At 67.5% G+C, this 13,486-nt stretch carries 16 protein-coding genes; all 16 read right to left on the minus strand.

What is annotated here, in order from left to right:
- Positions 1-114 precede the first annotated feature (114 nt).
- Entirely contained in the window at positions 115-1,053 is a 939-nt protein-coding gene (locus ACG97_RS07015; protein WP_047966634.1) for an alpha/beta hydrolase, read from the minus strand.
- A 21-nt stretch (positions 1,054-1,074) separates the two neighbouring features.
- Positions 1,075-1,377 (minus strand): hypothetical protein, encoded by a 303-nt coding sequence (locus ACG97_RS07020; protein ID WP_047966669.1) that lies wholly within the window; start codon positions 1,375-1,377, stop codon positions 1,075-1,077.
- A 10-nt stretch (positions 1,378-1,387) separates the two neighbouring features.
- Complete coding sequence (locus ACG97_RS07025) at positions 1,388-2,320, minus strand: sodium-dependent bicarbonate transport family permease (protein WP_047966635.1); 933 nt, start codon at positions 2,318-2,320, stop codon at positions 1,388-1,390.
- 91 nt (positions 2,321-2,411) lie between these two features.
- The gene (locus tag ACG97_RS07030; RefSeq protein ID WP_047966636.1) at positions 2,412-2,993 is read right to left on the minus strand and encodes a GNAT family N-acetyltransferase; all 582 of its coding nucleotides are present in this window, start codon (positions 2,991-2,993) and stop codon (positions 2,412-2,414) included.
- 170 nt (positions 2,994-3,163) lie between these two features.
- On the minus strand, positions 3,164-4,027 hold the full coding sequence (locus ACG97_RS07035; RefSeq protein WP_047966637.1) for a phosphoribosylaminoimidazolesuccinocarboxamide synthase: 864 nt from the start codon (positions 4,025-4,027) through the stop codon (positions 3,164-3,166).
- Between the two features lie 53 nt (positions 4,028-4,080).
- Positions 4,081-5,211, minus strand: a complete 1,131-nt coding sequence (locus tag ACG97_RS07040; RefSeq protein ID WP_047966638.1) for a 5-(carboxyamino)imidazole ribonucleotide synthase — start codon at positions 5,209-5,211, stop codon at positions 4,081-4,083.
- Between the two features lies 1 nt (position 5,212).
- A complete protein-coding gene (gene purE, locus ACG97_RS07045) occupies positions 5,213-5,701 on the minus strand; it encodes a 5-(carboxyamino)imidazole ribonucleotide mutase (protein WP_047966639.1) in 489 nt (162 codons plus the stop codon).
- Between the two features lie 156 nt (positions 5,702-5,857).
- A complete protein-coding gene (locus tag ACG97_RS07050) occupies positions 5,858-6,613 on the minus strand; it encodes a YbgF trimerization domain-containing protein (RefSeq protein WP_053068098.1) in 756 nt (251 codons plus the stop codon).
- Positions 6,614-6,674: 61 nt separating this feature from the next.
- The gene (locus tag ACG97_RS07055) at positions 6,675-7,238 is read right to left on the minus strand and encodes an OmpA family protein (protein ID WP_047966640.1); all 564 of its coding nucleotides are present in this window, start codon (positions 7,236-7,238) and stop codon (positions 6,675-6,677) included.
- Positions 7,239-7,304: 66 nt separating this feature from the next.
- On the minus strand, positions 7,305-8,603 hold the full coding sequence (gene tolB, locus ACG97_RS07060; RefSeq protein WP_238377285.1) for a Tol-Pal system beta propeller repeat protein TolB: 1,299 nt from the start codon (positions 8,601-8,603) through the stop codon (positions 7,305-7,307).
- Between the two features lie 4 nt (positions 8,604-8,607).
- Positions 8,608-9,468 carry an energy transducer TonB gene (locus tag ACG97_RS07065; RefSeq protein ID WP_047966641.1) on the minus strand — a complete coding sequence of 287 codons (861 nt, stop codon included), beginning with the start codon at positions 9,466-9,468 and terminating at the stop codon, positions 8,608-8,610.
- Complete coding sequence (locus ACG97_RS07070) at positions 9,468-9,872, minus strand: ExbD/TolR family protein (protein ID WP_047966642.1); 405 nt, start codon at positions 9,870-9,872, stop codon at positions 9,468-9,470. The genes ACG97_RS07065 and ACG97_RS07070 overlap by 1 nt, the downstream gene beginning before the upstream one ends.
- Before the next feature lie 104 nt (positions 9,873-9,976).
- Entirely contained in the window at positions 9,977-10,642 is a 666-nt protein-coding gene (locus tag ACG97_RS07075) for a class I SAM-dependent methyltransferase (RefSeq protein ID WP_047966643.1), read from the minus strand.
- A 64-nt stretch (positions 10,643-10,706) separates the two neighbouring features.
- The gene (locus ACG97_RS07080) at positions 10,707-10,886 is read right to left on the minus strand and encodes a DUF3460 family protein (protein WP_047966672.1); all 180 of its coding nucleotides are present in this window, start codon (positions 10,884-10,886) and stop codon (positions 10,707-10,709) included.
- Between the two features lie 52 nt (positions 10,887-10,938).
- On the minus strand, positions 10,939-11,820 hold the full coding sequence (locus ACG97_RS07085; RefSeq protein ID WP_047966644.1) for a hypothetical protein: 882 nt from the start codon (positions 11,818-11,820) through the stop codon (positions 10,939-10,941).
- Positions 11,772-13,478, minus strand: coding sequence for a tetratricopeptide repeat protein (locus tag ACG97_RS07090; RefSeq protein WP_047966645.1), 1,707 nt, complete (start codon positions 13,476-13,478; stop codon positions 11,772-11,774). Before ACG97_RS07090 ends, ACG97_RS07085 begins: the two co-directional genes overlap by 49 nt.
- Between the last annotated feature and the right edge of the window lie 8 nt (positions 13,479-13,486).

Raw genomic sequence — 13,486 nt, forward strand, 5'->3', positions numbered from 1 at the left:
CGATCTGCTGCGGCTGATCTCAATGGAGGGCGTACGGCGTTGAAAACGGCTTCGGCATGCGTGTTTACATCCAGCTAAACGCCGCTTCCTCAGCCATTTTCGCCTTGTCTCGCTCTAGCTCGCGAGATCGTGAACACGCGCTGAACGGCAGACGCGGTTAAGCCAGGCCAGCAGATCGGCCTCGAACTCGGCGCGGTTGGTCTCGTGGTGCATCTCGTGGCGGGCGCCGGGATACACCGTCACCGTCACGTCGCGCAGCCCGGCCTTGCGGTAGCGCCGCGCCAGCTGGCCGAGGCCGAACTTGCCGAGGCTGACCGGATCGCGGCTGCCGGCCTGCAGCCATACCGGGCAATCGTGCAGGCCGCGCCCGGCGGCCTCGCCCTGCTCCAGCGCGATGATGCCGCCGAACAGGTCGATCCACAGCTGCGGCGTCGGAAACTGGCCGCACAGCGGATCGGCGAGATAGGCGTCCACCTGCGCCGCATCGCGCGACAGCCAGTCCAGCGTGGTGCGCGTCGGCATGAAGCCAAGATTGAAGCTGCCGAACACCAGCGCCGTCATCAGCCGGCTGGGGCTGGCGGCGCCGCCCAGCCTTGCGGCCAACCTTGCCACGCCGCGCATCAGCCGTGCCAGCACCCGCTGGCGATAGCCGGTGGCGGACAGCACCATGCCGGACAGGCGCTGGCCGTAGCGCAGGAAAAAGGCGCGCGCCACGAAGCTGCCCATGCTGTGGCCGTACAGCACCAGCGGGGTCTGCGGATGCGCCGCCGCGGCATGATCGACCACCTCGCGCAGGTCATCGACCACCAGCGACCAGCCGTCGTGCGCGGCGAACCAGCCCGGCAGCGGCGCCTCGCGGCCGTGGCCGCGGTGGTTGTGGGCGTAGACCCAGTAACCGGCGGCCGCCAGCCGCCCGGCCAGCACGTCGTAGCGCTCGGCGTGCTCGCTCATGCCGTGGGCAATCACCAGCACGCCGCGCGGCGCCTGCTGCGTCGGCCAAGACACACCGTGGATCACGTGACCATCGCTGGCCGTCAGCTGAAAAGGCTTCATCGCACACCCTGCAAGCGGGAATCAGAACTTGTCGGCACGCAGCACACCGACATCGGACACGTAGAGGATCAGGCCGTAGTGCGGCAGGTAGGCCTGCTGGCAATGCGCGGCAATCGCCTCCGCCACCGCCGTATCGCATACCACGTCGACGCGGATATTGCCCTCGAACGACCAGCCGCCGCCCTGCACGCCGTGGCTGCCGCCGCCACGGGCATCGCTGACGGTATAGCCGTGGGCGCCGAGCTGCTGCAGCACTTTCACCAGCGGCGCTTCCAGCACCGCCTCGGTGACGATGGTCAACAGTTTCTTGGCATGAAAGGTCATCGCACGCTCCTCAGGCATACAGCCATTGTGTCAGCATCCAGTACAAAGGGATACCGAACAGCAGGTTGAACGGAAAGGTCACCCCAAGGCTGGCCGCCAGCGACAGCGCCGGATTGGCCTCGGGCACCGCAATACGCATCGCAGCCGGGGCGGCGATATAGGAAGACGAGGCGCACAGGGTCGCCAGCAGCAGCGCCCCGCCCGCCGACAGCCCCATGGCGTAGGCGCTGCCAAGGCCAATGCAGGCAAAGCCGAGCGGCACCAGCAACCCGAACAGCACCACGAAGCCGCCCTGGCGCCGCAAGCCGCCGAGCTTGGCCGCCGTCAGCAGCCCCATCTCCAGCAGGAACAGCGACAGCACCGGCTTGAACAGGTCGACGTACAGCGGCGACAGGCTGACTATGCCCACCGGCCCGGCCAGCCAGCCGATCACCAACCCGCCGAGCAACAGCACCATGCTCTTGCCGAGGAAGACCTCGTGCGCCAACTGCCCCCAGCGCAGCTGCTGCCCGTCGCCCAGCCGCGCCAGCAGCACCCCCACCACCAGCGCCGGCATCTCCATCACCGCCAGGAACAGCGTCAGTTGCGGCTCGGCCTCGATGCCCTGCCGCGCGAGGAAGCTGGCCGCAACCGCGAAGGTCACCACACTGACCGAACCGTAATGGGCGGCGGTGGCCGCCGCATCGGCACGGTTCAGCCGCCAGCGCAGGATGCCGAAAGCGAGCAGCGTCAGCAGCGTGCCCAGCAGGATCACCAGCAGCACCTGCAGCAGCACCTGCGGGCTGCCCGTTTTCGCCAGCGCCACGCCGCCCTTCAGGCCGATGGCCAGCAGCAGGAATACCGACAGCGTCTCGTACAGGGCCGGCGGCAGCTTCAGCTCGGAACGCGCCAGGGCCGCGAACAGCCCCAGCAGGAAAAACAGTACGACCGGATCCAGTGTCATCTCACTCCTTTCATTGGCTCGTGATCCTGCCGTCCGGCTGACGGCGGCGTCAGCTGGACAAGGCAGAGAAAGGGAAGTTTCGTGCCGGCGCTCAGGCCTGCAGCGGGGTGTGATCGTAGTTGCGGTTGATCAGCGCGGTCAGCACGTGGTCGCGCCAGGCGCCGTTGAGGAACAGGTAGTCGCGGGCGTGGCCCTCGATCTGGAAGCCGAGCCGCTTCAAAAGCGCGGCGCTGCGCTCGTTCTCCGGCTGGTAGTTGGCCTGCACCCGGTGCAGCTTCAGCGTGCCGAAGGCAAAGGCGATCACCGCCTCCACCGCCTCGCGCATCAGGCCCTGGCCCTGGTGCGCGTGATCGATGTTGTAGCCGAGATGGCAGCCCTGGAACACGCCGCGGCTGATATTGGACAGGCTGACGGTGCCGATCACGCGGCCGGCTTCCTTCTCCGGCATCACCAGGAACAGCGCGCCGCGGCTTTCCTTCCAGTCCATTTCGCGCTGGCGCATGCGCATCGCCCAAAACAGCTCGGTGTAGAACATCCCGCCCGGGGTCGGGTCCCATGGCGCGAAATGCTCGCGGTTGCGCACCTGGTAATCCAGCATGGCACGCGCCCACGCACTTTCCGCCGGCAACAGGTGCAGACGCGCGGTGCTGAGCGATGGCTGGGTGGTTGGCATGTCAGTACTCCGGAAAACGCAAGGAATGGGGAACAAGGTTGGCCGCAGGCCGCCGAAAGTGCGTCAGTATGCCATTGCCGGCGCCGCCCCGCATCCGTGGCGCAGGTGACATAGGCAAACGCCCGTACCGGGGGTACGGGCGTTCAGCGGCAAGCGGGCAGGTGCCAGCCTTAGCCGGTCAGTTTTTCCAGCGCTTCGCGGTACTTGGCGGCGGTCTTCTCGCGCACGTCCAGCGGTACCGCCGGGGCCGGCGCCTGCTTGTTCCAGCCGGAGGCTTCCAGCCAGTCGCGCACGAACTGCTTGTCGAACGACGGCGGGTTGGTGCCTTCGGCATAGCTGTCGGCCGGCCAGAAACGGCTGGAGTCCGGCGTCAGCGCCTCGTCCATCAGCGTCAGGGTGCCGTCTTCGTCGAGGCCGAATTCGAACTTGGTGTCGCAGATGATGATACCGCGGCGGGCGGCGAATTCGGACGCGGTCTGGTACAGCAGGATGGCGGTGTCGCGTACCTTGGCTGCCAGCTCGGCGCCGACGATGGCCTCGCACTGCGCGAAGGTGATGTTCTCGTCGTGATCACCCACCGCCGCCTTGGTCGACGGCGTGAAGATCGGCTGTGGCAGCTTGCTGGATTCCTTCAGCCCGGCCGGCAGCGCGATGCCGCACACGGTGCCGGACTTCTGGTATTCCTTCCAGCCGGAGCCGGCCAGATAGCCGCGCACCACGGCCTCGATCATCACCGGCTTCAGGCGCTTGGCGACCACGCCGCGGCCGGCCACCAGCGGCAGGTCTTCCGCCGACACCACGTCTTCCGGCTTGTCGCCGGTCAGGTGGTTGGGCACCACGTCCTTCAGCGTCTCGAACCAGAAGTTGGAGATCGCGGTCAGGATCTGGCCCTTGCCCGGGATCGGGTCGTCCAGGATCACGTCGAACGCCGACAGGCGGTCGGAGGCGATCATCAGCATGCGCTTGTCGTCGATCTCGTACAGATCGCGCACCTTGCCGGAATAGATTTTCTTCAGGCTGGTCAGTTGGGTCATGAAACTTCCTTCACAAAGCAAACGGCGACGCCTTGTGGGCGTCGCCTGGATTCTTACAAGGTATCCTTCAGCGCGCGCGCCTGGTCCAGCGCGTCGTCGACGTTGGCCGCGAGCACGGTGAAGTGCCCCATCTTGCGGCCGGCACGCGCCTCTTTCTTGCCGTACAGGTGCAGGTGCGCGTTCGGTGCTTCCATCAGCACGTCCCACAGCGGCTCGCCGCCGTCCTCGCGCCACACGTCGCCCAGCAGGTTGACCATCACCACCGGCGACAGCAGCTCGGTACGGCCCGGCAACAGGCCGCACATGGCGCGCACCTGCTGCTGGTACTGGTCGGTGACGCAGGCGTCGATGGTGTAGTGACCGGAGTTGTGCGGCCGCGGTGCGATCTCGTTGACCACCAGACTGTCGTCGGCGAGCACGAAGAATTCCACCGCCAGCACGCCGATGTAGTCCAGCGCTTCGGCCAGCTTCACCGCGTAATCCTGCGCCTGTGCGGCCAAGGTCGGGCTGATGCGCGCCGGCACGATGGACTCGTCGAGGATGCCGTTCTTGTGGATGTTCTCCGACACCGGGAACACCGCCACCTGGGCCGCGCTTACGCGGGTGACGATGGCGGACACTTCCAGTTTCAGGTCCAGCATCTTTTCCAGCACGCAGGCCTGGCCACCGAGGTCGGTGTAGGCGGCGCGGGCTTCGTCGGCGGTCTTGACCCGCACCTGGCCCTTGCCGTCGTAACCGAGACGCGCGGTCTTGAGGATGCCCGGCAGGTAGGGTGCCAGCTCGACCTGGATGTCGGCGACGCTCTCGATGGCCAGATACGGTGCGGTCGGCAGGCCGGCCTTGTTGATCCAGCTCTTCTCGGCGATGCGGTCCTGGGCGATGGCCACGCAGTCGCCGGACGGCGACACGCGCGTGGTTTTCGCCAGCGCGCGCATCGCGTCGGCGTTGACGTTCTCGAATTCGGTGGTTACCGCGGCGCAGCTTGCGGCCAACGTTTGCAACGCGGCGGCGTCATTGAACGGCGCACACAGGTGCACGTCGGCAAAGTCGGCGGCCGGCGCATTGGCGTCCGGGTCCAGCACGGTGACGCGATAGCCCATGCGCTTGGCGGCGGTAACGAACATGCGGCCCAGCTGGCCGCCGCCGAGTATGCCCAGCATCGCCGGGGGCAGGATGGCCGCCATGTCAGTCCACCTCCGGCAGGCTCATCGCCAGCACGGTCTGTTCCTGTTGCTTGCGGAAGGCCTTCAGCTTGGCCGCCAGCTCCGGCTGCGCATTGCCCAGCATCGCCACCGCGAACAGCGCGGCATTGGCGGCACCGGCTTCGCCGATGGCGAAGGTGGCCACCGGAATGCCCTTCGGCATCTGCACGATGGACAGCAGCGAATCTTCGCCGCGCAGGTATTTGGACGGCACCGGTACACCCAGCACCGGAACGTGGGTCTTGGCGGCCAGCATGCCCGGCAGGTGCGCGGCACCGCCGGCGCCGGCGATGATGGCCTTCAGGCCACGCGCTTCGGCTTCTTCGGCGTACTGGAACAGCAGGTCGGGAGTGCGGTGCGCGGAGACGACGCGGGTTTCGAACGCGACACCGAAGTCCTTCAGCACGCGCGCGGCGTTCTGCATGACTTCCCAGTCGCTGTTGCTACCCATCACGATGCCAACTTCGATCATGGAGGCGGGTTCCATCAAGGAGGGGAAAAACGCGATTTTACCTGATTCGGCAAGGGCTTGCCGAGCTGACTTGCAGCCCGTACCCGCGCCGGCGCCACAAAAAAAAGCGGCCGGTGGCCGCTTTTGATGTTTTCGGCGCGCCGGCAGGCCGCTACGTTACAGTTTTGCCAGCCGCTCGCGCGCCTTGGTCGCCGCCGCGCTGTTCGGGTACAGCTTGAGCAGCTTGCGCAGGGTGACCTTGGCCTGGTCCTTCTGCTGCAGCTCGATCTGGTTTTCCGCCATCAGCCGCAGCGCCTCCGGCGCCCGCACGTGCGCCGGGTACTGCTCGGCAAAACGGCGGTGGATGTCGATGGCGGCGTCGTACTGCTTCAGGTAGGTGTGCGCCACCCCCAGCCAGTAGCTGGCTTCCTGCGCCTCGCTGTTGGCCGGGAACTTGTCCATCACCGCCTTCAGCTCCGGCACCGCGCGGGCAAACTCGCGGTTGCGCAGCGTCGCCAGCGCCTTGTTCAGCGCGTCCTGCGCCGGGCTGACCAGTGGTGCCGCCGGGCTGGCGCCAGCCTCCGCCTCGCCACTTGCCGCCGGGTTACTGGCCGGCTGCTCCAGCTTGCCCAGGCGCAGGTCGAGGTCGGCGTACAGGTCGTTCTGCCGCTTCAGCACTTCGCCCTGCTGATGCTGCAGCATCTCGTTCTGGCCGCGCAGTGCCGCCATTTCGCTGCGCAGGGTGGCCACTTCCTTGACCAGGTCCAGCAGCCGCTCGTTGGACAGCCGCGCCTCGACCTCGGTCAGCCGCGCGCTGGTCTGCTGCTTGGCGGCGTCCAGTTCGCGGCGGGTCTGTTCGATATCGCTGGTGGTGGCACAGGCGCCCAGCAGCAGGCTGAGGGCGGCAACGGGCAACAGGCGGGGCAAGCTCATGGTGGCATCCTGAAAAACAGCGCGGGACGGCATGGCGCCATCCCGCAACCGGTTCAACACATTACTGCGGGTAAACGAAGTCGGCGCGGCGGTTTTCGGCGTTGGCCGCTTCGCTGTCACCCTCGGCACGCGGTTTTTCCTTGCCGAAGCTGACCGCCTCGATCTGCGCCGGCTTCACGCCCAGCACTTCCAGCGACTGCTTCACGCTTTCGGCACGGCGCTGGCCCAGCGCCAGGTTGTACTCGCGGCTGCCGCGGGCGTCGGTATTGCCCTGCACCAGCACCTTGCTGCTGAAGCGGTTGAGGAAGGCGGCATTGCCTTCCACCACGCCGCGCTGGTCATCCTTCACCACCGACTGGTCGAAGTCGAAGTACACGCTGTGGCCGTTGAGCAGCGCCTGCGCGCTACGCTGGTCCGGCGCCGCCTTCACCGCTGCCGCCAGCTGTGCGGCGCTGACCTTGCCGCCCTGCAGTGCCGGCTCGCTGCCGGTGACATCGACGGTGGCCACGCTCGGCGTGCTCGGCACGGTGGCGGCCGGCGGGTTGCTGACGACCGGCGCCGGGGTGCTGGCACACGCGGCCAAGAGCGCCGCCGCGATGGCGACGATAAACGGTGATTGTTTCATTCGGCTCTCCTGCATCGGATGGGATGGATTAACTGGCAACATGATGCGCGTACCGCCGGCAGCGCATCAAGGATTGAATGGCCCCCAGGCCGGATCCTGCACCTGGCCGCCGAGGGTGCCCAGCCGCACGCGGCCGGGATAGGCGGTGGCGGCGGCGTACAGCACGCTGCGGCCGCCCTCCTCGCTGGCGTACAGCACCATCTTGCCGTTGGGGGCGAAGCTTGGCGATTCGTCGAAGGCGCTATTGCTGATCAGGCGGTTGTCGCCGCTGGCCAGATCGAGCAGCATCACCTTGAAACGGCCGCCTTCGCGGCGGACGTAGGCGATCTGGCGCCCATCGGGAGAGAACGTCGGCGACACGTTATAGTTCCCCTCGAAGGTGACACGGCGGGCGTTGCGGCCGCCGTCCAGCGCCTGCACGTACAGCTGCGGGCTGCCGCTGCGGTCGGACACGAACACGATCTGGCGACCGTCCGGGCTGAACGCCGGCTCGGTGTCGATGGCGTCGCTATAGGAAAAACGCTGCACGCCACCGCCGTCAGCATTGATCAGGTACACCTGCGAGTTGCCGCTGGTGGTCAGCACCACCGCCAGCCGCCGCCCGTCCGGACTCCATACCGGCGCCGAGTTGCTGCCACGGAAATTGGCCAGCACGCGGCGCTGGCCGCTGACCAGGTCCTGCACGTAGATCACCGGCTTTTGCTGCTCAAAGGAAACGTAAGCCAGCCGCGTGCCGTCCGGGCTCCACGCCGGCGACATGATAGGCAGGCGCGAGCGCAGCACCGTTTGCGCACGGCGGCCGTCCATGTCGGCGATCTGCAGCCGGTATTCCTTGCCGCTCTGGGTGATGTAGGCGATGCGGCTGGAGAACAGGCTCTTCTCGCCCAGCAGCGCCTCGTACACCATGTCCGCCATGCGGTGCGCCATGTCGCGCAACTGCTCCGGCGCCAGATCGAATTCCGCGCTCAGCTTCTGTTCGCGCGGGCTGACGGTATCGGCCCAGAACGTCAGCCGCACCCGGCCACCACCGAGGCTGACCAGCTTGCCGTACACCACCGCGCGCGCACCGCGCTGCTGCCATGCCGCGGCGTTCAGCTGTGCCGGCGCCGCCAGCGCGTCGCCGGCGGCGGTTTCCAGCAGGCTGAAGGCGCCGGTCATCGCCAGATCGCTCTTCACCGTCGCGGTGATCGCCTCCGGCAGCAGGCTCTCGCCCTGCAGCGGCACGATCGCCACCGGGTAGCGGTTGCTGCCGCCACCGATCACTTCCACGCTGAGGTCGGCGCGGGCAAGGTTGGCCGCAGCGGTCATGCTCAGCAACAACAGGGCAAACAGGCGCGGCCAGAAGCCGGAGACGGTGGCGGACAAGGCATTACTCCTTAGGACGGAAAGACATGGTCACGCGCCGGTAGTCGGCAAACGCCGCGCCCTTGGGCAGCGGCGGGAAGCGGCGCATCTCGCGCACGGCGGCTTGTACCGCCTCATCGTACAGGCTGTTGCCGCTGCTGCGCAGCAGGCGGATCTGGCGCACTTCCAGCGACGGCAGGATCTCGATCTGCAGCACCACCTCCGGGTTGCCTTTCAGCGCGTCGGGGATGACCACGTAGGGGCGCACGCGGTTGCTCAGCGTCTGCGCGTACAGCGCCTTGGCGTCGGCCACGCCATGGCTGCTGCCGCCGGCGACGCCGCCCTGGCCGCCACGCTGGCTCTGCTTGGCGTTGCCGGGGCCGGGCGGCAGGTCCAGCTCCGCCAGCAGATCATTGTCCGCGCTTGGCGCCGGCTTGGTGCTAGCCTTGGCGGCCGGCTTGGCAGTGGGCACGCTGGCCTTGGCTGGCGCAGGCGCCGCCTTGGCGGCCTTGGCTATCACCTTCTCTGGCACCTTCTCTGGCACTTTTTCCGCCGGTTTCGGCTTGGTCTGCGGCTTTTCCGCGGCCACCGGGGGCGGCGGCGGTTTGTGCTGCGGCAGCGGGCGGCTGGCCTTCAGCTTGATGTCGGCATCGGCCAGCAAGGGGGTGGCGGCGGTCACCGGCGCCGGCGCGACCGGTACGGGAGCCGGAGCGGACTTGGACGCGGCCGCCGGCGCACCGCCGGCCCACAGCTCCACCGCCAGCGGTGGCGGCGAGTACACCGGCGTCGGCGCGTACAGCCACCACAATGGCAGCAGCAGCGCCAGATGCAGCAGCAGCGACATGCCCCACGCGCCGTAACCGATGGCGCCAGTCTGCGGCGACATCAGTTGCCCTGCCGTACCGTCAGCGCGACGCGGGTGATGCCGGCCTGGTGCAGGCGGTCGGCCACCTTCACCACCTCGCTGTACTTGAGATCGCGGTGCGCGGTGACCACCACCGGGCGGTTGTCGCGCAGCCGCGCCTTGACCTCGGCGACCAGCGCGTCAAGGTTGGCCGCAGGCTCGCGCTTGCCGCCCTCGCCCAGCAGGTAGCGGCCGTCGGCCTCGATGCTGATTTCCAGCGGCGTGCTGTCCACCTGCGCGGCGCGGGTGACGCTGGGCACCTCGATCACGCCGGGGGTGAACATCGGCGCCGTCACCATGAAGATCACCAGCAGCACCAGCATCACGTCGATATAGGGGACGACGTTCATCTGGTTCATCATTCGGCGCGGGCGTCGCTGCAGCATCGGACATTCCTGTGGCTAGAAGGGGCGGCCGGCACGGCGGGCCGGCCGGAGAAACGGGTAATGACAGACCGCCGCGGCACGGCAACAGTTCCGCGGCGCCGGCATCAGCGGCGGGTAAGCAGGGTCATGCCGTCGCCGATCGGCAGCACCGACATCACCACCCGCGGGTCGTGTTTCAGGCTGGCATTGAAGGCCTGCATCGCCCGCACTGCCGGCGGGTCACCCGGTTTGGGACTGACCACACGACCGTTCAGGAAAATATTGTCGACCGCGATCACGCCGCCGGGGCGCACCAGCTGCAGGCAGGCTTCATAGTACTGCGGGTAGCTGGTCTTGTCGGCATCGATGAAGGCGAGGTCGAAGCTGCCGGCCTGGCCGTCGTCCAGCAGCATCTGCAGCGTCTGCACCGCCGGCTGTACGTAGAGCGCGATGCTGTCCTCGACCCCGGCCTGGCGCCAGTAGTCGCGGGCGATGGTGGTGAATTCGACGCTCATGTCGCAGGCCACGGTACGGCCCTGCTCGCCCATGGCCAGCGCCACGGTCAGCGCGCTGTAGCCGGTGAACACGCCGATCTCCAGGTAGCGGCGCACGCCGAGCAGCTTGACCAGCCAGGCGAGGAACTGCCCCTGCTCCGGGGAAATCTGCATCTTGGCCATGCGGTGGGTGGCGGTGAACTCGCGCAGCGCGGTCTGCACCGGGTGCTCGGTGACGCCGATCTGCAGCAGGTAGGCGGCAAGCTGGTCGTCAACGGCGATGGTCGTGCGGGTCATGCTTTACTCCAGAAAAGCACAACGCCCTTGCGGGCGTTGGTCGGCGATACGGCGGGCGTGATGCTCAGTCCGGCTGGTACACGTACGGCTTTTGCGGCACCTTGGACGCGTTCCAGCGACGCAGGTCCTCCAGATCCAGCTTGCGATCCCACCAGGTCAGGCGCAGCTCGCGGCGTTCGCTCTCTACCTGCGGGTTTTTCGCCAGGAAATCGTTCATGAATTGGGTGAATTCGGACTGGTACATGGTATGACCCCAGAAAATGATGCCCTGATTGTACTGCAAAACCGCGCCGCTTTCAGCTGTCGGCGAGGGAAAGGCCGCGCGCCAGCCGCCAGCGGAACAGCGCGCCGACCAGCAGCAGGCCCAGCAGCAGCAGCCACACCAGCAGCAGCGGCAGCCACAGCGAAATGCGGAAATCGCTGCCGCGCAGCGGCCGTTGCAGGCGGAGCCAGTAACGCTGCTCGCCGACGATCACCACCTCGCGCACCTGCAGCATCGCCGGCCACGCCACCGCCGGATGCGCATCGCCCATCAGCTGCAGCGCGCGGCCGATATCCGGCTCCGCCAGCGCCGGCAGCCAGCGCTGCGGCCGCAGCCACAGCGCGATGAAACGCCGGTCGCCGGCGCGCGCCAGCGGGTAGATGCTCAGCAGCTGCGCCTGCTCGCCCTCGCCCTGCAGCATCTGCACCTGCGGCTGGCCCTGGCGCAGGCGGCCAAGGTTGGCCGCCACCGCCGGCTGCCGCGCCAGATCCTGCCACGGCACCACGCCGGCACCGAGGCGCAGCGGCACCACCTGCGTCACCAGCAGGCCGTCCTCGCTGTCGCGCAGCAGCGCCACCCGCTCCAGCGCCGGAAAGCGCTGCAGCACCATGCCCGCCTGCCACGCCGGGATCTGCTCGCCGGGGGTGGTGGCGAACTGCTGCGCCAGCTCCAGCAGATGCTGGTGCAGCTGCAGCAGGTCGCGCGTCAGCAGCGCCGACTGCTGCTGCGCCTGCCGCTGCAGTGCCTGCTCGGCATCGGCGCGGCTGGCTTCCAGCGCCAGAAAGCCGCTACTGAGCACCAGCGCCAGCCAGCCCAGCAGCAGCAGCGCCAGCTGCAGGCTGCGGCCAACCCTGGCCAGCGGCGCGCTCAGAGCAGGAACTCCCGCTTGTCGTGCTGCTCGATCAGCAGCCGCCACGCCTGCATCAGCTTCTGCAGCTTGTTGTTGGTCGGCGCCACCTGCCGCACCTTCTGCAGGTAGTCGTAGGCCTGGCGCACGTGGCTTTCATGCCAGCCCTTGAGGTGTACCTGGGCGATGACGGCGTTGACCAGGTTCAGCATCAGCTGGATGCTGTCCGGCATCTCCTGCAGCGCCTGCTGGAACATGGCGATCGCCTTGTCGTGCTCGCCGGCCTGCGCCTCGCGCACCGCCTTGTTGTTGAGGTCGACCATGCCCTGCACGTTGTGCATGATCAGGTCGGCGCCGGCGTCGGCCATGCCCAGCTGGTCGAACATGGTCGACAGCCGCTGCAGCAGCAGCTCGTTGTCGTGGTTGTTGCGGATCAGCTGGCTGGCGACGCCGTCGCCGAGCACCTTCTGCCCCTGCGCGTAACAGGTGCGCGCGAACTCCATCTTTTCCTCGGCCGACAGCTTGTCCAGCTGCGGCAGGCGCTCGGCGGCGGACTGCAGCAGCTTTTCCGCCTGCTGCTTGTTGCCGCTGTGCTGCTGGATCTGGCTGTCGAGTACGTCGGCCATCCACTCGCCTTCCGGCTTGTACTTGTAGTCGCGGCGCAGCGAGGCCAGCGTCTTCATCGCCTCGCCCTTCTCGCCGCAGGCCAGCTGCGTGCGCGCCAGCGTCGCGTACAGCACCGGGTTGCGGTGCCAGCTGGCCTTGGACAGCTCCAGCGTGGTGCCGTAGGCGTCCTTCGCCTGCGCCAGGTCGCCGTTTTCCAGCGCCACCTCGGCCAGCGCCTTGTGGCGGCGCACCGTTGCCGGCGACAGCTCGGTGGCGCGCTTGAGCACCTGCTGCGCCTGCGCCAGCTCGTGGTTGCCCTGGTACAGCCGCGCCAGCCAGTCGTAGGCCTCCATCACGTGCTCGTTTTCCATCACGATGTGGTGGAACATCGCCAGCGCCGGCTCCACCTGCTTCAGCGAGGCCAGCGACTTGGCCATGCCCAGCTGCGCCCACGGCAGCTCGCGGATCTTCAGCACCTGCTCGTACAGCGCACGCGCGGTGTCGTAGTCGCCGATCTTCAGGCTCAGGCTGCCCTTCAGCTTCATGAAGTCGAGGGTGAACTCGCTACGCTCGCCGATCTTCTTGTTGCAGGCGTCGATGGCGGCCAGGTACTCGTGGTTCATCAGCGCCTCGTCGACGAAACGGAAGGCGTCGCGGCGGCGCATCGCGCGCTCCAGCCGCTCGGCCAGCACCTCGCCGGTGAACGGCTTCAGCAGGTAGTCGTCCGGCACCAGCTCGGCGGCGGAGATCACCTTGGCCGCGCGGCGCTCGCCACTGACGATCATGAACACGCAGGACTGCTTCAGCAGGTTGCGCTCCTTCGCCTCCTCCAGCAGGTACAGGCCGTCGTTGCCGGTGCCGAGGTCGAAATCGCACAGCACCACGTCGAAGTCGTAGCGCATCAGCTTCACCAGCGCGTCGCTGGCTTTGCCGGCGTACTCCACCTTCTCGGCGCCGAACGACGCCAGCGTCATCGCCAGCGCGCGCTGCATCTCCGGCACGCTGTCGACGATCAGGAACTGCTTCTTGGCGTAAGGATTGCTGTATTCCTTGTGATGCCGGCTTTTCTGCACGCTGGTGATGGCGTTGAAGGTCGAGGAGTGGATCGGCTGCTCGCTCATGCTCTGAA

It is taken from the genome of Vogesella sp. EB, from assembly GCF_001037925.1.
Taxonomy (GTDB): domain Bacteria; phylum Pseudomonadota; class Gammaproteobacteria; order Burkholderiales; family Chromobacteriaceae; genus Vogesella; species Vogesella indigofera.